We start from the raw sequence: 18,233 nt of genomic DNA, 5'->3' as shown, positions 1-18,233 counted from the left end.
GAAGCGGAGCACCAGGACCTGTGGTGGCAGGAGATCACCATTCGCAACGGCATCCCGGACGGCGATGAACTCGGCTACCGGCTGGCGCAGAATATCGCCGTCCGCTGCCGGGGCGCCGTCGTCGGCCACCAACTGACCGGGACCGGAGAATAGCGATGGGCATGCACACGTCGGCCTTCGATTTCCACACCGAACGCACCGCCGTCGTCTTCCAGGACAAGCCGCTGGCGTTCCTCTCCCCCGCCCTCACCCGCGCGTACGTGGCCGCCCGCGCAACGGAGCGCCAGTTCGTGGTGATGACGCCCAGCACCAGCAGCCTCACGCTGCCGCTGTACCAGCTGCTGCAGCGGCAGGGCTGCATCTGGATGGCCAGCGCCGCGGACGGCACGTTCTACAACGGCTTCACCGGACAGCAGTACCGCTGGAGCGGGGATGTCTTCGCCGCCGAGGATCAGCTGGCGCCGGACTACCTGCTGGCACCGGCCGGGTCCGACGGTGTGGTCCAGGCCCGTGGCGAGATCCTGCATCCGGCCAGCGAATCCACCCAAATCGGCGGCTTCACCGCTGCGCTGTTCCACGAGTTGACGGGTGCAGAGCCCGTGGGCTGGGGCATCCACGAGCCGGTCAGCGAACCCTGGGACACGGCCGAACTCACCCGCTACTGCTTCCGTCTGGCGCCGATGACCAGCAACATCGTCGTGGTCGGCCGTCCCCGGCCGGGCACGCAGGTGCCGTCCATCGGCGTGCTCACCGTGACCCGATCGTCCACCGGGGTGCACGAGTCGGTGGAATTGTTCTGCGAATCAGTGCATCCGCTGAGCAATGACGAGCTGGCCTCCTTCGGTTCCGCCATGCACCGCGCCCACGCCCGCACCGCCCTGGCAGGCCACACCATGCTGCTGGACCAACTGGCCTTCCCCGCCCGCTTTACCGGCGTCGGGGTCCCTGCATGCTCGTTCTTCGGTCCGGAGGCGCTTGCGCAGTTCGGTCCGCAGCAGGCTCTGGCCGCCGCCGGCGAGCGCGCCCGGCTGGTGGGCGTCCCGCCGCTGCAGTCACTCGCCGTCACCTACCACCGGGATCCGTCCGGCGGCCGCCGGCATCCGCTGGACGAGTTCACCGAACTGGTGGGCAAGCTCGCCGGCGGGAAATTCTGACCGCCGGCGGGGAAGCTCACGGGCGGAAAGTTTTGACCGCTGCGGCTCCCCGGGACAGCGGGTGCGGAATAGAACCCCCGCACCAAAGGTTGTGGCCTGCGTGTCCATGAACGACGGCGGTGCCTCCTCCTCCCAGTCCTCCGTCCCTGCGCCTCCGGCCGGGACACCCGGTGACGGCGTCCCGGCGACCGTACCGCGGCGGGGCACCAGCGACTCCGGCGCCGGCATGGCTTACGGTCTGGCGGCCTACGGGCTCTGGGGCATCCTGCCCTTGTACTTCACCGCGCTGGTTCCGGCCGGGCCTCTGGAGATCGTGGCCAACCGGATTGTCTGGTCGCTGCTGTTCTGCTTCCTGCTGATCACCGCGCTGCGCGGCTGGCGCACCTTCCGCACCGCGTTGACCAACAGGCGCACCTTCGGGACGTTGTCCCTGGCCGCGGTCCTTATTGCGGTCAACTGGCTCACCTACACGTTCGCGGTGCTGAACGGACACGCCATCGAGGCGGCGCTGGGATACTTCATCAACCCGCTGGTCTCGGTACTGCTGGGGGTCATCCTGCTGAAGGAACGGCTCCGCCCGGCCCAGTGGATCGCGATGGGCGTGGCCTTCGCAGCGGTGCTGGTGCTCGCTTTCGGGTACGGCAATGTGCCGTGGATTGCACTGATTCTGGCGCTCAGTTTCGGGTTCTACGGCCTGGTCAAGAAGAACGTCGGCGGCCGGGTGGATGCCGTCACCAGCCTCAGCGTGGAAACGCTGGTGCTGGCCCCGGTCTCCGTGGTCATCATGCTCATCCTGATGGCTGGCGGCCAGGCCACTGTGCTCTCTGAAGGCACCAGCCACTTCTGGCTGATGGCTGCCAGCGGGCTCATCACCGCGCTGCCGCTCTTGTTCTTCGGCGCCGCCGCCCGCCGCCTGCCGCTGAGCACTATCGGCATGCTGCAGTATCTGGCCCCAATCCTGCAGTTCATCATCGCGCTCGTCTTCCTGCACGAGCCCATGCCGCTGGAACGCTGGATCGGTTTCGGCCTCGTTTGGTTCTCCCTGGCCATCCTGACCACCGACATGGCCGTCGCCCTCAAGCGGGCCCCCAAGGCCGGGGGCAAACCCGCTGCCGCCCCGGCACGCTAGCCGCCTGCAACGGCTTCGATCACCTCGGGACCAATATTTCATTTCCTCTCGAAGTAGAGGACGCAAGATTGGCGGCTTAAAGGTCGGACAGGCTTTCATACGTTGACCAGAATTCGGACATGGATCGTGGCCGGCCCATGGTCAAGTCTTCCAAGTAGAGAAGATGCGCGTGCCAGCCGGGCAGGTAATTGACAGCTTCGCTCCCCAGACCCTCGTGCGCCAAGACCAAGTTGGTAGCACTGCCAACCGGGGTGAGAGTGATCCGCACATGTGAAGGCGGCTCGTCCGGAAAGTCCCACGTCATGTGCAGCAGTCTTTCCGGTTCACATTCCAGAATCCGGCTGGTACAGAAATAGTTTTCCGCGTGCTGAATGGTCACAACATCGCCGCCAACGAATCGCCCAGAGGTTATTTTTCCTAGCCAATGAGGTAAAGCGTCGGGGTCTGTAAGACCCCACCAAAGACGGTCTGCGGGAACCGCCATGGACCAGCCATGAGACACGCGTCCGCTCGCCGCTTGAAGAGTACGACTTATGAGGGGCATAACCGGAGGCTAACGCACCGTCTGACACTTCGGCACTGCATCTTAGGTCCGCTCCGCAGGCAAGGCCGCAAGCTAGTAACGGATTGCGTCGATGACCTTGACCCGCACGGCAACCACTGCCGGGATCAGGCCGGCAAGCGCGCCCACGGCCGTGGCAGCGCCAATGCCAAGCAGCGCCGCTTCCACCGGGAACGGGGGAAGTTCGCTGATGCCCTGGGCGATCAGGTCCTGTACCCATGGACTCTTCACCACCGCGACGGCGAGCATCACCCCGACCACGCCGGCGACGAATGTTGCGACCACCGACTCGAGCATGACGCCGAAGAAGATCCGGCCGGAGGTCGCTCCGAAACTGCGCCGGATCCCGATTTCCCGTACCCGGTACTTGACCGTGACCATTGAGATGTTGAGCAGTCCCACGGCGCCCAGCAGGAGCACGAGTCCGGCGATGCCGCCCACCGCCCACTGGATGCCCTCGAACGGGTCGCCCCAGGCGGCATAGTCGCTGCGGTACACATTCGCCTGGGCATCGGGAAACTGAGCCTGGAGGTCGCCGGCGATCGCAGCCCTCAGGCCCGGCTCGAGCTCGGCCGGGACCCACATTTCCAAGACGGGAGGAGGACCTGCCTCTCCGCCCAGGCCCCAACGCTCGTACTGGCTGGTGAGCATCATGGCCTGGGCCAGGGCACCCTGATGGAAGTCCGGCATTACTCCTACCACGGTGGCTGCGATCGGCCGCTGCTGGAAGATCCGCACGACCGGATTCAGCGCCAGATCGGGTTCGCCCAGCTGCCGGTGGAATGCTTCGTTGATAATCACCGCCGGGGCAAGCGCCGCGGCGTCAGCTTCGGTGAACCAGCGGCCGGTGACCAGGTTGACCCGCCGCATCTCGCCGTAGGTGCGGTCCACCACCGTGGTTTCGGCTGTCATGACTCCATGGGGGAATTGGAACGGGACCTGGGTAAAGGCGCGGCGGCTCGCGTATTCCACGCCGTAGCGTTCCACGAGCCCCTCGAAGGCGGCCTGCAGGGCCGCCGAATCCTCGGTTCCCGTTGGCGTGTGGACCTCAACAGTCACGGTCGCTGCGCGGCCTCCGGATTGCTCCTGCCCCTGCACCATGCCTTCCCTGGCCATGTTCCCGAGCCCGACGACGGTGGTCAGGGCCGCGACGGACAGTGCCACGCCGATCAAGGCCAGCAGGATGCGGGTCTTGTGGATGCGCAGCTCGGCCCAAGCCTCGACCAGGAGGGCAACGGCGCCGGTCATGCCGCAAACTCCGAAGCGTGCAGAATCCCGTCGCCGAGCCGGTAGTGCCGCTGGGCCAAGACCGCCACATTCGCATCGTGCGTGATGGTCACCAGGGCCGCGCCTGACTCCTGAACCACCTCGTCCAGCAGGGCCATCACGCTTTGACCGGTTTCTATGTCCAGGGCCCCCGTGGGCTCATCGGCGAGGATCAGCCTGGGCGACCGCACCAGCGCCCGCGCGATGGCGATCCGCTGCTGCTCGCCGCCGGAGAGCTTGTGCGGCTTCTCTCCCAGCCGGCTGCCCAGGCCAACCCGGTCGAGCATGTGGGTGGCCAGCCGCTCACGCTGCCAGAATTGCCTACCGCCGGCATAGAGCAGCGGCGTCATGACGTTTTCCAAGGCGGTACGGCCCGGCAACAGGTTGAACTGCTGGAAGATGAATCCCACGCGCGCACCGCGGGCCACGGCGCGCTGCTTTTCCCCCAGGGTAGATACCGCCCGCCCCTCAAAAAACATTTCGCCGGTGCTGGGCACGTCCAGCAGCCCCAGGATGTTCAGCAACGTGGACTTTCCCGACCCGGACCGCCCGACTATCGACACATGCTCTCCGGTACGGATGCTCAGCTCGATGCCCCGCAGGATGTGCAGCGGGCCGCGGTCCGGGATGTGGACGCTCCGCGTCACCCCCTGCAACTCCAGCAGCGGGGCCCCCGTCGCCGGAGCGCTCATCCGCCCACCATGCCGAAACCGGCCTCCATGCCGGGCATCATCTGGTCCCCGGGCGCGCCGGGAATGAACTCCAGGACCATGTCGCCCTCTTCCAACCCCTCGACGATCTCCACCTGCATCCCGTCATTCAGTCCCAAGGCGACCGGCCGCTCAACCGGTGCCCCGCCGTCGTCCTCCACCACCCACACCAGGCCGGTGTCCACGGATCCCCGGACCGCCGTAGTGGGGACCACGATGACGTTGTGGGCGGTTCCGGCGGAAATGTCGACCGTTGCGCCCAGCCCGGCGAAAACCTTGACGTCGGCTGGCACGGCGCAGTTGACAGTGCCCGTCGCCGCCGCCGGGGTTGCCGGTCCGAACTGATCCCCAGGCTGCTCCTGAACCGGGCCCGGTGTGCCGACTGCCGGGGTTTCCCCGACCGTCACTGCCTTGCACTCGAAGGGAGCCGGACCGCCGGTGACCGTCACGGTGGCGGAACTGGGCCGGTCGAGCAGCCGGAACTGCTGCTCAGCGGTCAGTGTTCCGGTCACCGAGAACGTGCCCGGGGAAATAACGGCTGCTTCGTCGCCGACCGAGACCTGTTGGTCCACCAACACGGACAGGCCGGTCAGCTTACCGGCAGCCGGCGCCACCACGTTCACGTAGGTATAGACCGGGACGGGAGGCGGGAGCGCTTCCTCCTCCGCGTCCGGCTCGGCTGCCACCTGCTGGGCGGGATCAGGTTCCACCAGCTTCTGCACTTGGAACAGCGCATCGCCTCTGGCCACGTTCGCGCCGGCCTCGACGAACAGAAAATTGACCGTGCCTTCCGCCGTGCTGCGCACGGTCACGGCAGGGTCGCTCGCCACGGTGCCCTCGAGTTGCACCACATTGGTGACCGTCCCCAACGCCGCCGGAACACTGTGCGTGATCAACTCGGCGGAAGGCCGCTCCGTCACCGTGTCAGCACGCATGCCGTCCACGAACGCGAGCTTGAAGAGTGAAGCGGCGATGACAGCGAAAACCGCCAACCAGACCATTGGCAAGACATAGCGCCGCACAGCACTCATGCAACATTCCCCTCGTCTACGACGCCGTTAGGCGCAAGCGCGCGGGAAGCCAAAAACAATGACTAACTCACATCCCGCCTGTGACGGAGGTTACACCACTGGGTGGCGCAACCCGGCCGGGACACGGACAGGACGAGGAAGGACATGACCACCACTTGCTGCAGCACCGATTGAAATTCGATAGATACTGCGTGATACTCGATGGATGCGAAAGACATACCTTGCGGTCACCGCGCTCCGAATCCTGCTGGTGATGGCGTTTACCCTCCTGGTCCTGTTTCAAGTCATGTCCCTGCCCGGTCAATTCGCGCATATGGCGGAAGAGTCACCGCAGGTGGCCTATCTGCAATGGCCGTTGACGGTGTTCTCGATCGTGGAGCTGCTGTGCGTCCAAGCCGTGATCGTGAGCACGTGGAAGCTGCTGACGCTGGTCAAGCACGACCGCATTTTCAGCAAAGCCGCCTTGGGGTGGGTGGACGTCATCGTGTGGGCCGTTGTGACTGCATGGGTAATGCTGCTGGGGGTCTTTCTCTTCATCGGCTTCAACGCCAATGATCCCGGGCTGCCGTTGCTCCTGTTCTTGTTCGTGGTGGCAGGAGCCGTGCTGGGACTGCTGATGGTGGTCCTGCGGGCGCTGCTGCGCCAGGCCATCATGCTGCGCAATGACATGGATGCGGTGATCTGATGCCGATCGTGGTGCGCATCGACGTCGAACTGGCCAAGCGAAAGATGAGCGTCGGCGAATTTGCCGAGCGCGTGGGGCTGACACCGGCCAACGTGGCAGTGCTGAAGAACGGCCGCGCCAAGGCTGTGCGCTTCAGCACTCTGGAAGCCATGTGCCGGGTGCTTGAATGCCAGCCCGGTGACCTGCTGGAGTGGGTCGCGGAATGACGGGGCCCGGCGCGCCCGTTGACGCGTTCGGCGTCGGTGCGCAGCCTTAGCTTTGTCCTCGTGGCAGCCGTTGAAGCGCAGGAAGGCAGGACTAGTCGCGCAGCCCGTCGACCTCCCGGGGGACCACCACCATGGGCACCGGCAACGAGCGGAGGACCTTGTGAGCGGTGGCGCCCAGGAACAGCCGGTTGTGCTGGGCCAGCCGGCTGGAACCCATGACCACCAGCTCGCCGTCGTCCCAGTCGAGGGAGTCGATGGCTTCTTCAATGTTGCGGCCGTGCGCCACGGTAACGGTCGCGTTGCCGGCAGGAAGTTCGGTGGCGGCCTGGGCGAGCACGGAATTCGCGTGCAGGTGGGCACTATGGATGGCTTCGCCGCTGTCGGAGTCTTCACGGGTGTCCAGTGACACCAGGGAAACCAGCCGCAGTTGCAGGCCGCGGCGGGAAGCCGCGTTCAGGGCCACGTCACGGGCGGCCTGGGCGCCTTGGCGCTCCCCGATGAACGCCGTCAACCGGGTCAAGGGCTCCGTGCGTTGGTAACCGCGGGGCGCCAGCGCCACCGGAATCGGCGAGGCATGAAGCAGGGCGTTTGCCACGCTGCCCACCGTGAAGCGCTTGAACAAGCTGCTGCTGCTCGCGCCGATGACGATCAGGCGGGCACCCGCTTCTTCACCGGCCGCGATCAGGCCCTCCGCGAACGATTCGGCCGACCGCACTTTGAAGTCAGCCTTGACGTCTGCGGGAACCAGCTTCATGGCCTCGCGGCGGGCGGTGAGGACTTCCTGCTCGCTGGCGCTGACGCGGCTGCCTTCGGGGTTCAGCGCCACATACGGAGCGCTGTCCGCCACGACATAGACGATATCCAGCCCTGTCCCCTGGGTCCGGGCGATGGCAACGGCCAGCGCCACCGCATCGGCTCCCCGTTCGTCCGGCTGGTATCCCACCACATAGCGCATGCAAACTGCCCCTGTCCGTGTCCGTGCCCGGGGCGCGGCGGATGCGGCGGTGCCGGCACATCCGCACCCCATGAGGCGACTGTTGTTCCGACTCTAGTCGGAGAGCACCGCCGGGAACAGGCTGTCAGCCGGAGGCCGGGCGGATGGCTGGCGCAGCCATCAACGACGACGGGCGGCTGCCGGATGCCCGCCGCGCATGACGACGGAACCCGCGCAGCCGCCCGGTCGGACGGAACCGCTGTGTCAGGCGGCTGCCACCCGGCGGATGGCTGCTTCGAGCACGTCGAGGGCATCGGAGAGCAGTTCATCGCCGATCACCAGCGGCGGCAGCAGTCGGACCACGTTACCGTAGGTACCGCAGGTGAGGATGATGACGCCTTCCTGCAGGCAGGCCGCGGCGACATCCTTGGTGGCCTCGGCGTTGGGTTCCTTGGTGGTTTGGCCGGTGCCCGGCTTGACGAATTCCATGGCCAGCATGGCGCCGCGGCCGCGCAAATCGCCGATGATGTCGACTTCTTCGGCCAGTTTCCGCAGCCGGCCCATGACCTGCTCTTCAATGTGGCGGGCCCGGGCGTTGAGGTCCTGGGTCTGCATGCTTTCGATGGCAGCCAGCGCGGCGGCACAAGCCACCGGGTTGCCGCCGTAGGTACCACCCAGTCCGCCGGGGTGCACGGCGTCCATCAGCTCGGCGCGGCCGGTAATTGCGGAGAGCGGCATGCCGCCGGCAATGCCCTTGGCCATCGTGATGATGTCGGGAACCACGCCGTCGTGCTCCGAAGCAAACCAGGCACCGGTGCGCGAGAAGCCGGACTGGACTTCATCGGCGATGAAGACCACGCCCTTGTCCTTGGCCCACTGCGCCAGTGCAGGCAGGAAGCCTTCGGCCGGGACGATGAACCCGCCCTCGCCCTGGATCGGCTCGATCAGGATGGCAGCCACGTTCTCGGCGCCGATCTGCTTCTCGATCATGGTGATCGCGCGGCGGGCAGCGTCCTCGCCCTTGATCTCGGCTTCCTCGCGGTACGGGTAGCTCATCGGCACCCGGTAGATTTCCGGAGCGAACGGGCCGAAGCTGCCGGCCGGGCTGGACTTGTACGGCGTGGCTTTGGCGGTCAGCCCCATCGTCAGGTTGGTGCGGCCATGGTAGGCGTGGTCAAAGGCAACGACGGCGGTGCGGCCGGTGGCGATGCGGGCCACCTTCACGGCGTTCTCCACTGCTTCGGCGCCCGAGTTGAACAACACCGAGCGCTTCTCGTGATCGCCCGGAGTCAGCTCGGCGAGCTTCTCGGCGACGGCGATGTAGCCCTCGTACGGGCTGACCATGAAGCAGGTATGGGTGAACTTGGCCACCTGCTCCTGGACGGCGGCAACAACGGCCGGGTCCGAGGCCCCGACGCTCGTCACGGCAATGCCGGACCCCAGGTCAATGAACGAGTTGCCGTCCACGTCGGTGATGATTCCGCCGTCGGCGTCGGCCACATAGACCGGAACGCTGGAGGCCACGCCGCCGGCCACCACGGCACTGCGGCGGGCGGCCAGGTCAGCGGACTTGGGACCGGGGAAACCGGCCGAAACGTCGCGCTTTTGCTCCAACCGGAACTGGGGCTGGGTGGTCTGGGTAGTCATGATGTGCCTTTCACGTTAAAGGTGGGAAATGCGTCCGCGCGGCCTGCACCGCCTGCGCGCTCGCGATTCGCTTGCGGCGCCGCCGGTTGCGGCCTCGCTCTGCCGGCCCGCGCCCGGGAAGTCCTGCTCTAGAGCGAGATTACGGTTTGGGCAGCCGGGCTGCCTATGGCGCCCCGCACAGCCAATCTGCCATTTGGCCGTGCAAATGGCCAGACAGGAAAGACGGCGGCGCCCGCCGGCAGAAGGCCGGAGGACGCCGCCGGGCGGAGCAGCCGGTTCAGAGTTCCGGCGCGTGTTCCGCCGGCATCGATCCGTCGTCCTCAGGGTGGCGGCTGAGGTTGACCAGCGCCAGCGCCAGTCCTCCCCAGACGGTGAGGATGGAGATGATCAGCATCACGATGGCTGCAGTGCTCATCGTTGTACCTCCTGCAGGGTCAGGGAATCCAGTTCCGGGTCATTGGCTGCCGACTTCTTGCTCCAGGGGATCAGGGACAGCAGGAAGCCCACAACAATCAGGGCTCCGGCCATTCCCCAGCCGAAGACGTTCACGAACCAGTCGGGCATGGGCGGGTCGCCGTAGCCTTCCTGGATCCTCTTGACCAGTTCGCTGATCAAGATGTAGCCGAGCACGATCGGCGAGATGATGCCCACCATGATCCGCCACCACAGCCCCAGCTTGATGGACGAAACCTCGCTGACGTGTCCGCCCAGCAGCGGCAATTTGCGGAATCCATAGGTCACCAGCAGCACGGTCGCCAGGGCACACGCCATGATGCCGAAGCTGTTGACGAAGGCGTCGGTGACGTCCAGCAGGTTCAGGCCGGTGGTAGTCGGGAAAAGCACGATGGAAATCAACGCCAGCGGGATGCCGACCCACCACGTGGTCTTGACCCGGCTCATGCCCAGCTTGTCTTGGACGGCGGAGATGATGACTTCAATAATGCTGATCAGCGAGGTGAAACCGGCGAACACCAACGAGCCGAAGAAGAGCACACCGAGCAGATTGCCCATGGGAGCCTCTGAAATGATGGTGGGGAACGCGATGAACGCCAGCCCGATGCCCCCGGCGGCAACATCGCCGACCTCGGCACCGGCGCTGAAGGCCATGAAGCCGACAGCTGCGAAAACACCAATGCCCGCCAGGATTTCGAAGCCGGAGTTCGCGAAACCCACCACGAAACCGGAGCCGGTCAGGTCGGTCTTGTGCTTGAGGTAGGACGCGTAAGTGACCATGATGCCGAAGGCAACTGACAGTGAGAAGAAAATCTGCCCGTAGGCCGCCGCCCACACCGTCGTGTTGGTGAGCGCACCCCAGTCCGGAGTGAACAGGGCATCCAGTCCATCGGCGGCACCGGGCAGGAACAGCGACTGCACCACCAGGGCCAGGAACATGACCAGCAACAACGGCAGGAAGACGATATTGGCCCGCCCGATGCCTTTTTGCACGCCGGCCGCCAGCACGAGCAGCACCACCGCCCAGACAACCACCAGCGGTATGAGGACCGTGGGCACGAAGTCGAAGCCGATATTCACGTCTTTGCTCACCTGCAGGAATTCCCCGACGAAGAACCCGGCGGGGTCATCACCCCAGGCCTCGGTGACGGAATAAATCATGTACATCGCTGCCCACGCAATGATCACGGCGTAGTAGACGCAGATGACGAAGCAGATGGCCACCTGCCACCAGCCCAGGCCTTCCGCGCCGCGCGCCAGCCGGCGGTAGGCCAGCGGGGCAGACCCGCGGTGGCGGTGACCGACGGCGTAGTCCAGGAACAGCAGCGGGATGCCGGCCGTCAGCAGAGCCACCAGATAAGGAATGATGAAGGCGCCGCCGCCGTTTTCGTAGGCGACATACGGGAAGCGCCAGATGTTGCCCAGGCCGACGGCGGAGCCGATCGCCGCGAGGATGAACACCTTGCGGGTGGACCACATCTCGCGTTTGGGCTTGGCTCCCGGCGCAGCCGGCGGTGAAGGGGTGCTCATGAAGGGACCTCAAAGTCGGGGATAGCAGTCGTGTGACGCGTGCAACGCCGCCGACCATCCTAACGCCGGAGCGGCAAGCCCGAAAAAACGCGCGGACCCGCGGCACCGACGGCCGGCCGGACCGTTCCACAGCGATAGTGCAGCTGCACAACCCCGGGCCGTATAGTGAACACATGGCTGTCACTCTTGCCAAGCTACTGGCCTCCCCCGCGCTGCACTTGAAGCTGGTCGGCACCGCCCAGGGGGACCCCGATGCACCCATCACCTGGGTGGCCTCCACTGAGCTGGAGGACCCGCTTCCCTTCCTGACCGGCGGCGAAGTGGTGCTGACCACCGGTCTTCGCCAGAAAACGGCGGCCGCGCAACGCCGGTTCGTGGCCCGGGTCCACGAAGCCGGTGCGGTCGGGATGGGCTTCGCGCTCGGGCTCACGCACCGGAAGGTCCCGCAGGGCGTGCTGGCGGCGGCCAACGAGCTCGACCTTCCCGTCTTCGAAGTCCCCTACGAAACCCCCTTCGTAGCGATCAGCAAGATGGTGGCGGACGCCATCTCGGCAGACCACTACAACCGGCTGGAGCACCTGCTTAAGGCCCATCAGTCGCTCGCAGCCTCGCTGCTGGGCGGCGGCGGGCTTCCCGCGCTCCTGCGCACGCTTGCCGGAATGGTGGGCACCGACGTCGTCCTGTCCCAATACGGAACCCGGCTGTACGGGACCGGGGGAAGCGGAAGGACCGGCTGGCACGAGGTTCCCATTGCAACGGGTTTGAAGGACCGCTGCACACTGGCGCTGGGCGAGCCGTACGAGCGCAACGCGATTGTGGACTACGCCCAAAGTTTGATCAGCCTGGAGTTGAGCAACCAGGCGCACCGCCGCGCGGCCGACCGCCGCTCTGTGGGACAAGTGCTGCTGGACGTGGTGCGCGGAGTGCTGCAGGGCGCCGACGCGTCCCTCCGGCTGAGCAACGTCGGGATCGATGCCGGACGGCGGCAGCTGGTGGTCATGGTGCAAGTGGCCGGCGGCCAACGCCGGGCCCTGCCCACGCTGCCGCTGCCTGCCGCGCTGGACGGTGCGGTGACGGGACTGGTCGACGAGCGGCTGGTGCTGGTGCTGGTGGGTGCGGAATCGGGCGACTCGCTGGGCCGTGAGTTGAGCACCTACCTGCAGAATGCGGGCCTCACCGCCACGGTGGGGGTGGGTGGCAGCTACGCCCAGGCAAACGGGCTGCGCTGGAGCTACTTCGAGGCCAAGGAAGCCGTGGGCCGGGGCGGGCTGCTGAATGTACCGCAGAGGTTGTCGCTGACTTCGCTGCTGCTGGCCTCGGAAGACGTGCCGTTGGGCGATCTGGCTGCTGAGGCCCTCGACCCGCTGGCCGAGTTCGATGCTGCCCACGACGCTGCACTGCTGCCCACGCTGGAGGCCTATCTCGAGCTCAACGGCTCGGTGGCCGCGGTGGCGGAAGAGCTGGGCCTGCACCGGAACTCGGTGCGCTACCGGCTGTCCCAGATTGTGGAGCTGACCGGCTACGACCCGGCCCTCACTGCGGACCGGGTGCACCTGTGGCTCGCTTTGACGGTGCGGCGGCTGGGGTCGGATTCGGGGACAAACCACTAGGCGGGCGCCGCACCCTTGCCATCCCACCACGCAATCACAAGGCTGAGGGCATGGGACACGAGACGCACGAAAGCCGGACCGTCACCTGGCTGGGAAGCGATGATCGGCAGCGCGCTGACACGGCAACCATGAACCTGGAACCGGAGCGGCTCAGCGCGCACGGCGCCTCACGCACTGCCGGCTACGCCGCAAGCTGGTCCCTGACGACCACCGGCAATTGGCTCACCGAGGGCCTCACGGTTTCGGTGCACGGCCGGGGCTGGAGCCGGCATCTGATGCTGCACCGGGCCCGCGACGGCACCTGGAGCGCGGCCGCCAGCGTGGCCGGCGACAGCGACCTGCCGGAGCCGGGCATCGTCGACCCCGAATCACTGGTCGGGGCCGTGGACTGCGACCTGGGCCTATGCCCGGCGACGAACACCATGCCGATCCTGCGCCTGGGCTTGGTCCACGACGCCGAAGCTGCCGCGGAACTGACCGTCGCCTGGGTGGAAATGCCGAGCCTGCGAGTCCTTGGCCGGCAGCAGGTGTACAGCGGATCCCGCGCGTACGACGACGGCGCCGGCACTGCCGCAGTTATGTTCAGTTCCGGGGACTTCAGTGCCGAGATCGTGGTGGATTCGGACGGCATCGTCATCGACTACCCCGGCCTGGCCACGCGCCGCCGGGACTGAGGGGCGTTGCACCGGGGCCGGGAAGGACCGGAGACGTAGAAAGACCGGGGCCGGCACCCCGCGTCTCCTTCACAGTCGCCGCCGCCCCTCCCCCACAGTCGCCGCCGTCGTCGGCCGTTCACCACAGCCGGCGCCGCCACATAGGATGGGAACCAAGCCAACCAACCGTTCCAGGGAGAAACCATGCCCGAAATGTTCGTGGACAAATTCCGCGCCCTCGTGCCCAAGTATCTGGACCGGAAGTGGACCGAAGACGACGGCATCTCCTACGACGACCTCGAGGGGCTGCTGGGCGGCCACAAATTCCAGGTCCCGCAGGCCTTGGTGGAGTTTTACCACGCGCTCGGCGGGTGCGAGGACCTGATGGAGGCCCACGACTTCTTTTTCGACCCGGACGAACTGGAGATCGAGGACGGCTACCTGCTGTTCCTCGACGAGATGGACGAAGAAGCGAACTGGGGCTTTAAGACCGAGCATCTGGACGTGCCGGACCCTATCGTCTGGATCCGTACGAACGGCCCGCAGCCGCAGTGGCAGAGCGAAGAGGCAACCTTCAGCGAGTTCGTCTTCGACATGTTCGAGTGGGTTTTCGGAGACGACGAGGAAGACTAAGGGAAGCCCGGCTCAGCGGCCTTCGGCTGCCAACGCCACGCCGAATCCGACCAATACCGTGCCGGTAATCCGGTCGATCGTGCGCGTCACCGCCGGAGTACGCAGCCACTTCCTGGCGAGATGCGTTCCCCAGATGATGAGCGAGAAGTACACCAGCCCCTCCAGGTTATGCACCAGGGCCAGCGAGGTGCCCATCAACACCGGGGAGACGTCCGGCGGGATGAACTGCGGAATCATCGCCACGTAGAAGACGCCCACTTTGGGGTTGAGCAGGTTGGTCCCCACGCCCGTGAGCCATGCCTTGGCGTACGACGCCGGAGCAGACGGCGCGGCGGCCTCTGCCGGAGCCGGGGCCGCTTTGCGCACCGACTTCCACAACATCCGCCCGCCCAGCCAGACCATATAGGCGGCCCCGGCCAACTTCAGCACAGTGAACGCCGTTGCCGAGGCGGCCAACAGGGCCGACGCCCCGACTGCGGCTGCGATCCCCCAGACCAAGGCCCCGGCGTTGATCCCCAGCGCGGTGGCGTAGGCGTTGCCCCGGCCGTGGCTGACGGCCGAGCGCAATACCAGTGCTGTATCCATCCCGGGAACCAGGGTCAGCAACCCGGCTACCAAGGCAAAGGACAAGAGGGCTTGTTCCACGCTCACGGGGCACTTCCAACGAAAAGCGCGCAGTCCACCGGCGGTGGGTCAGACCTCACGATCCACGACTGCTTCGGCGAAGGCTGTCAGCGCGAACTTGACCGTGCTCTCGGGCAGCGGGGCAAGCGAGGCCTTGGCGGCTTCCGCCCATTCTCCCGCGATTTCCCAGGCCCTGGCGGTGACCGGGTGCCCGCGCAGTGCGGTGACAGCCTCGGCCAGCGCCTCGTCGGAGGTCAGGTCTGCGTCGACCAGTTCCAGCACTGAGGCGGCGGAGGCATCGCCGTCGGCCGCGGCCTGGCGCAGCAGCAGGACCGGCAAGGTCGGCACCCCTTCGCGCAGGTCGGTGCCCGGGGTTTTGCCGGACTTGACCTTGAGTCCGGTGACGTCGATCACGTCGTCGGCGAGCTGGAAGGCCACCCCGACCTTCTCGCCGTATTCCAGCATCACGTTCACGGCCTGCTGGCCGGCGCCGGAGAACATGGCGCCCAGCTGGCCGGAGGTGGCGATCAGCGAGGCGGTCTTGTCCGCGATCACGGAGAGGTAATGCTCCACCGGATCCTCGTCCTCGCGCGGGCCCACTGTCTCGTGCAGTTGGCCCAGGCAGAGCCGCTCGAAGGTCCGGGCCTGGATCCCCACTGCTTCCGGTCCGAGTTGCGAAACCAGCAGCGAGGCGCGGGCAAAGATCAGGTCTCCGGCCAGGATGGCCACCTGGTTTCCCCACACCTCGTGGGCAGTCGGGGCGCCGCGGCGGTAAGGCGCGGAGTCCATCACGTCGTCGTGGTAGAGCGTGGCCAGGTGGGTCAGTTCAACGACGACGGCGGCCTGGATGACGTCAGGAACCGACCCTTCCCCCAATTGCGACGCCAAGACAGTCAGCAACGGACGGATCCGCTTTCCACCCGCTTCCACCAGATGGCGGCTGGTGGCATCGGCGAACGGATCGGAATGTGCGATGGCGTCGCGCAACTGCTTCTCCACGCGCGCCAGTGCAGTGGAAACCTCGGGACCCAGCACGGCGTCTTGGGCCACCGGGTCGAAACCGGCCGGCAAGTTCAAGCTCGTGGCAAGAGCGGCAGTCGCTGTATCCAGCTCCGCCGATGCCGGCGGGTTCTGGCCGGCGGGAGTCCAACTCGGTTTGGCGTCAGTCACGGTTCAACACTAACTAATCGTCGGGGCGGTGTGGCGGGCCTGCTTGGGCCCGTCGGTCTGGTTGGAAGCCGGCGGCGTGAGCTGCTCCAGCAGATGAATAACTCTATCCTCAAATCCTTTGCCGCCTGAGTCTGTCAGATTGGCCAGCATCCGCACCACAAAGCGCATCAGGGCCGGAACCGGCATTCCCGTCCGCAGGGCAAGTTTCATGATGGCCGGCTTGCCAATGAGTTGGGCAAAAACCCGGCCCAACGTGAAGTGGCTGCCCCAGTGTCCGCGGATGATGTCCGGGTAGCGCGCCATGGCGGCGTCGAACCCGGCCATGCTGAGCAGTTGGCCACCGGTCCCGGACAAGCGGGCATGCGCGTCGGCAATCAGCTCCGCGGCGTAGCGGGCCGACTCCATGGCGTAGGAGATGCCTTCGCCATTGAAGGGGCTGACCATGCCGCCGGCGTCGCCGAGCAGCAGCAGCCCGGGGCTGTAGTGCGGCGTGCGGTTGAAGCCCATGGGCAAGGCCGCGCCGCGGATCTGCCCCACCTGGTTTTCCTCCGTGAAGCCCCAGTCCGCGGGCATGCCGGCGGTCCACTCGCGGAGCACCTGCTTGTAATCCAGCTTGCCGAAGGATTTGGACGAGTTCAGGATGCCCAGGCCCACATTAGAGGTGCCGTCGCCGACGCCGAAGACCCAACCGTAGCCGGGCAGCGGGTTGCCGGCCGCGTCGGGAAGCTCCAGCCAGCCTTCCATCCAGTCATCGTCGTGCCGGGGTGAGTTAAAGTAGGTCCGCACGGCCACACCCAGCGGCCGGTCGTCGCGTTTCTCGATGCCCAGACTCAGCGCCGTCCGGGTGGAGTTGCCGTCGGCAGCCAGCACGACGTCGGCGAAGAAGTCCTTGCTTTCACCGGTCTTTCGCCCCCGCTCGTCAAGCAGGTTGGCGCGCACCCCGATGACGCGCCCGGCGTCGTTTCGCAGAGCGGTAGAGACCGAATGCCGTTCCAGTACGACGGCGCCAGCGGTGCCGGCATGGCGGGCGAGTTGCTCGTCGAAGCCCAGCCGGGTGCGGATCAGGCCGTAGTCCGGAAAGTCGCTCAGTTCCGGCCAGGGCAGTTCCAGCTGCCGGCCGCCGGCGATCAGCCGCAACCCTCGGTTCCGGCGCCAGCCGGCAGATTCTTCGTGTGGCAGTCCCAGGAGCTGAACCTCGCGGACAGCGCGCGGAGTCAGTCCGTCGCCGCACACCTTTTCGCGCGGGAACGCTGTTTTTTCCAGCACTGTCACGTCCACGCCGGACCGGGCCAGGTAGTATGCGGCCGTGGATCCGGCGGGCCCCGCCCCCACAATCAGAACGGACATGGCTACAGGGTGTGCCGGCTGCTCTGGCGCCGCAGCGATGCCTGCGCAGTGGCGTTGGCCGCCTCGTCGCGGCCGGGCTTGATGGCCCGGTGGACGGCGACGATGCCGCCGGTGAGGTTGCGGTAGGCCACGTCCTGCCACCCCTCGCCGGTAATCCATTCCCCCAGCCGGTTCTGATTGGGCCAGGCTCGGATGGACTCGGCCAGGTACACGTAGGAGTCCGGGTTGGACGAGATCCTCGATGCGATGGCCGGCAGGGCACGCATCAGGTACTCGGTATAGACGGTCCGCCATACCGGGAAAGTCGGCTGGGAGAACTCGGCGATCACCAGCCGTCCCCCGGGCTTTGTCACGCGCAGCATCTCGCGCAGCGCCAGCTTCGGATCGCTGACATTGCGCAAACCGAAGGAAATGGTCACGGCATCAAAGGAGTTGTCCGCGAACGGCAGGTTGGTGGCGTCGCCGGCCACAAAATCGATGTCCGGCCGGCGCCGCTTGCCTACGCGCAGCATGCCCAGGGAGAAATCACACGCCACCACATGGATGCCTGCGTCTGCATACGGTTCGCTCGACGTGCCCGTACCCGCCGCCAGATCGAGGACCTTTTGGCCACGCTCGGCGCCCACCGCGTCGACCACGATGCGGCGCCACCGGCGGGTCTGGCCCATCGACAGCACATCGTTGACCAGGTCGTACTTCGGCGCCACGTCATCGAACATGGCGGCTACTTCATCCGGGCGCTTCTCCAGCGATGCACGATTCACTGGCCCATTGTCTCAAAGTCCGGTGCCCGCCCGCGAACCCGGACGGGCAGGGGCGGGCACCGGAGTGCACGACGGGGTGCGCGGCGCGCGTAAGACCGGGGTGCGCGGCGCACACGACCGGGGTG

Annotated in this window: 19 protein-coding genes; 7 read left to right on the top strand and 12 right to left on the bottom strand. The window is 66.4% G+C overall.

Annotated elements, in window-relative coordinates:
- Window positions 1-155 precede the first annotated feature (155 nt).
- Window positions 156-1,154, top strand: a complete 999-nt coding sequence (locus AC5RWT_RS25415) for a DUF6177 family protein (protein WP_494082615.1) — start codon at window positions 156-158, stop codon at window positions 1,152-1,154.
- A gap of 106 nt (window positions 1,155-1,260) precedes the next feature.
- A complete protein-coding gene (gene rarD / locus AC5RWT_RS25410; RefSeq protein ID WP_494082616.1) occupies window positions 1,261-2,283 on the top strand; it encodes an EamA family transporter RarD in 1,023 nt (340 codons plus the stop codon).
- 76 nt (window positions 2,284-2,359) lie between these two features.
- Here the strand turns inward: rarD and AC5RWT_RS25405 are convergent, their stop codons facing one another.
- The 4 genes from AC5RWT_RS25405 to AC5RWT_RS25390 all read right to left on the bottom strand — a co-directional run bounded on the left by AC5RWT_RS25405 (window position 2,360) and on the right by AC5RWT_RS25390 (window position 5,852).
- Window positions 2,360-2,767, bottom strand: coding sequence for an SRPBCC domain-containing protein (locus AC5RWT_RS25405; protein ID WP_494082614.1), 408 nt, complete (start codon window positions 2,765-2,767; stop codon window positions 2,360-2,362).
- A 132-nt stretch (window positions 2,768-2,899) separates the two neighbouring features.
- A complete protein-coding gene (locus tag AC5RWT_RS25400) occupies window positions 2,900-4,093 on the bottom strand; it encodes an ABC transporter permease (protein ID WP_494082613.1) in 1,194 nt (397 codons plus the stop codon).
- On the bottom strand, window positions 4,090-4,803 hold the full coding sequence (locus AC5RWT_RS25395; protein ID WP_494082612.1) for an ABC transporter ATP-binding protein: 714 nt from the start codon (window positions 4,801-4,803) through the stop codon (window positions 4,090-4,092). The genes AC5RWT_RS25400 and AC5RWT_RS25395 overlap by 4 nt, the downstream gene beginning before the upstream one ends.
- Complete coding sequence (locus AC5RWT_RS25390) at window positions 4,800-5,852, bottom strand: efflux RND transporter periplasmic adaptor subunit (protein WP_494082611.1); 1,053 nt, start codon at window positions 5,850-5,852, stop codon at window positions 4,800-4,802. Before AC5RWT_RS25390 ends, AC5RWT_RS25395 begins: the two co-directional genes overlap by 4 nt.
- Window positions 5,853-6,057: 205 nt before the next feature.
- On the opposite strand from AC5RWT_RS25390, the gene AC5RWT_RS25385 reads away from it, so the two are divergent.
- Both AC5RWT_RS25385 and AC5RWT_RS25380 read left to right on the top strand, forming a co-directional pair.
- Entirely contained in the window at window positions 6,058-6,537 is a 480-nt protein-coding gene (locus AC5RWT_RS25385) for a DUF2975 domain-containing protein (RefSeq protein ID WP_494082610.1), read from the top strand.
- Window positions 6,537-6,743, top strand: coding sequence for a helix-turn-helix domain-containing protein (locus tag AC5RWT_RS25380; RefSeq protein ID WP_493966642.1), 207 nt, complete (start codon window positions 6,537-6,539; stop codon window positions 6,741-6,743). Before AC5RWT_RS25385 ends, AC5RWT_RS25380 begins: the two co-directional genes overlap by 1 nt.
- Before the next feature lie 91 nt (window positions 6,744-6,834).
- Here the strand turns inward: AC5RWT_RS25380 and AC5RWT_RS25375 are convergent, their stop codons facing one another.
- From AC5RWT_RS25375 to AC5RWT_RS25360, 4 genes are all read right to left on the bottom strand, one after another.
- Complete coding sequence (locus tag AC5RWT_RS25375) at window positions 6,835-7,698, bottom strand: universal stress protein (RefSeq protein WP_494082609.1); 864 nt, start codon at window positions 7,696-7,698, stop codon at window positions 6,835-6,837.
- A 243-nt stretch (window positions 7,699-7,941) separates the two neighbouring features.
- The gene (gene gabT, locus AC5RWT_RS25370; protein ID WP_494082608.1) at window positions 7,942-9,324 is read right to left on the bottom strand and encodes a 4-aminobutyrate--2-oxoglutarate transaminase; all 1,383 of its coding nucleotides are present in this window, start codon (window positions 9,322-9,324) and stop codon (window positions 7,942-7,944) included.
- A gap of 277 nt (window positions 9,325-9,601) precedes the next feature.
- A complete protein-coding gene (locus AC5RWT_RS25365) occupies window positions 9,602-9,739 on the bottom strand; it encodes a methionine/alanine import family NSS transporter small subunit (RefSeq protein ID WP_494082607.1) in 138 nt (45 codons plus the stop codon).
- On the bottom strand, window positions 9,736-11,307 hold the full coding sequence (locus tag AC5RWT_RS25360; protein WP_494082606.1) for a sodium-dependent transporter: 1,572 nt from the start codon (window positions 11,305-11,307) through the stop codon (window positions 9,736-9,738). Before AC5RWT_RS25360 ends, AC5RWT_RS25365 begins: the two co-directional genes overlap by 4 nt.
- Window positions 11,308-11,480: 173 nt before the next feature.
- On the opposite strand from AC5RWT_RS25360, the gene AC5RWT_RS25355 reads away from it, so the two are divergent.
- The 3 genes from AC5RWT_RS25355 (at window position 11,481) to AC5RWT_RS25345 (ending at window position 14,203) form a co-directional block, all read left to right on the top strand.
- A complete protein-coding gene (locus tag AC5RWT_RS25355; RefSeq protein ID WP_494082605.1) occupies window positions 11,481-12,917 on the top strand; it encodes a PucR family transcriptional regulator in 1,437 nt (478 codons plus the stop codon).
- A 50-nt stretch (window positions 12,918-12,967) separates the two neighbouring features.
- Window positions 12,968-13,591 carry a putative glycolipid-binding domain-containing protein gene (locus AC5RWT_RS25350; protein ID WP_494082604.1) on the top strand — a complete coding sequence of 208 codons (624 nt, stop codon included), beginning with the start codon at window positions 12,968-12,970 and terminating at the stop codon, window positions 13,589-13,591.
- A 183-nt stretch (window positions 13,592-13,774) separates the two neighbouring features.
- Window positions 13,775-14,203, top strand: a complete 429-nt coding sequence (locus tag AC5RWT_RS25345; protein WP_494082603.1) for a hypothetical protein — start codon at window positions 13,775-13,777, stop codon at window positions 14,201-14,203.
- Between the two features lie 12 nt (window positions 14,204-14,215).
- Here AC5RWT_RS25345 and AC5RWT_RS25340 read toward each other — a convergent pair whose 3' ends face one another.
- The 4 genes from AC5RWT_RS25340 to AC5RWT_RS25325 are packed head-to-tail and all read right to left on the bottom strand — an operon-like array spanning window position 14,216 to window position 18,108.
- Window positions 14,216-14,854, bottom strand: a complete 639-nt coding sequence (locus AC5RWT_RS25340) for a LysE family translocator (RefSeq protein WP_494082602.1) — start codon at window positions 14,852-14,854, stop codon at window positions 14,216-14,218.
- Between the two features lie 42 nt (window positions 14,855-14,896).
- Window positions 14,897-15,997, bottom strand: a complete 1,101-nt coding sequence (locus tag AC5RWT_RS25335) for a polyprenyl synthetase family protein (protein WP_494082601.1) — start codon at window positions 15,995-15,997, stop codon at window positions 14,897-14,899.
- Between the two features lie 9 nt (window positions 15,998-16,006).
- Window positions 16,007-17,344: a geranylgeranyl reductase family protein gene (locus AC5RWT_RS25330; protein WP_494082600.1), complete on the bottom strand. Its 1,338-nt coding sequence runs from the start codon at window positions 17,342-17,344 to the stop codon at window positions 16,007-16,009.
- Window positions 17,345-17,346: 2 nt separating this feature from the next.
- Window positions 17,347-18,108 (bottom strand): demethylmenaquinone methyltransferase, encoded by a 762-nt coding sequence (locus tag AC5RWT_RS25325; protein ID WP_494082599.1) that lies wholly within the window; start codon window positions 18,106-18,108, stop codon window positions 17,347-17,349.
- Between the last annotated feature and the right edge of the window lie 125 nt (window positions 18,109-18,233).

The organism is Arthrobacter sp. Dra40 (assembly GCF_059091905.1).
The sequence above is the reverse complement of the archived record's forward strand: the minus strand, read 5'-3'. Positions and strand labels throughout refer to the sequence as shown.

Bases quoted from the DNA above. Each gene is read 5' to 3' on its own strand.
- AC5RWT_RS25415 (WP_494082615.1), top strand. From the start codon at position 156: ATGGGCATGCACACGTCGGCCTTCGATTTCCACACCGAACGCACCGCC.
- rarD (WP_494082616.1), top strand. From the start codon at position 1,261: ATGAACGACGGCGGTGCCTCCTCCTCCCAGTCCTCCGTCCCTGCGCCT.
- AC5RWT_RS25405 (WP_494082614.1), bottom strand. From the start codon at position 2,767: ATGGCGGTTCCCGCAGACCGTCTTTGGTGGGGTCTTACAGACCCCGAC.
- AC5RWT_RS25400 (WP_494082613.1), bottom strand. From the start codon at position 4,093: ATGACCGGCGCCGTTGCCCTCCTGGTCGAGGCTTGGGCCGAGCTGCGC.
- AC5RWT_RS25395 (WP_494082612.1), bottom strand. From the start codon at position 4,803: ATGAGCGCTCCGGCGACGGGGGCCCCGCTGCTGGAGTTGCAGGGGGTG.
- AC5RWT_RS25390 (WP_494082611.1), bottom strand. From the start codon at position 5,852: ATGAGTGCTGTGCGGCGCTATGTCTTGCCAATGGTCTGGTTGGCGGTT.
- AC5RWT_RS25385 (WP_494082610.1), top strand. From the start codon at position 6,058: ATGCGAAAGACATACCTTGCGGTCACCGCGCTCCGAATCCTGCTGGTG.
- AC5RWT_RS25380 (WP_493966642.1), top strand. From the start codon at position 6,537: ATGCCGATCGTGGTGCGCATCGACGTCGAACTGGCCAAGCGAAAGATG.
- AC5RWT_RS25375 (WP_494082609.1), bottom strand. From the start codon at position 7,698: ATGCGCTATGTGGTGGGATACCAGCCGGACGAACGGGGAGCCGATGCG.
- gabT (WP_494082608.1), bottom strand. From the start codon at position 9,324: ATGACTACCCAGACCACCCAGCCCCAGTTCCGGTTGGAGCAAAAGCGC.
- AC5RWT_RS25365 (WP_494082607.1), bottom strand. From the start codon at position 9,739: ATGAGCACTGCAGCCATCGTGATGCTGATCATCTCCATCCTCACCGTC.
- AC5RWT_RS25360 (WP_494082606.1), bottom strand. From the start codon at position 11,307: ATGAGCACCCCTTCACCGCCGGCTGCGCCGGGAGCCAAGCCCAAACGC.
- AC5RWT_RS25355 (WP_494082605.1), top strand. From the start codon at position 11,481: ATGGCTGTCACTCTTGCCAAGCTACTGGCCTCCCCCGCGCTGCACTTG.
- AC5RWT_RS25350 (WP_494082604.1), top strand. From the start codon at position 12,968: ATGGGACACGAGACGCACGAAAGCCGGACCGTCACCTGGCTGGGAAGC.
- AC5RWT_RS25345 (WP_494082603.1), top strand. From the start codon at position 13,775: ATGCCCGAAATGTTCGTGGACAAATTCCGCGCCCTCGTGCCCAAGTAT.
- AC5RWT_RS25330 (WP_494082600.1), bottom strand. From the start codon at position 17,344: ATGTCCGTTCTGATTGTGGGGGCGGGGCCCGCCGGATCCACGGCCGCA.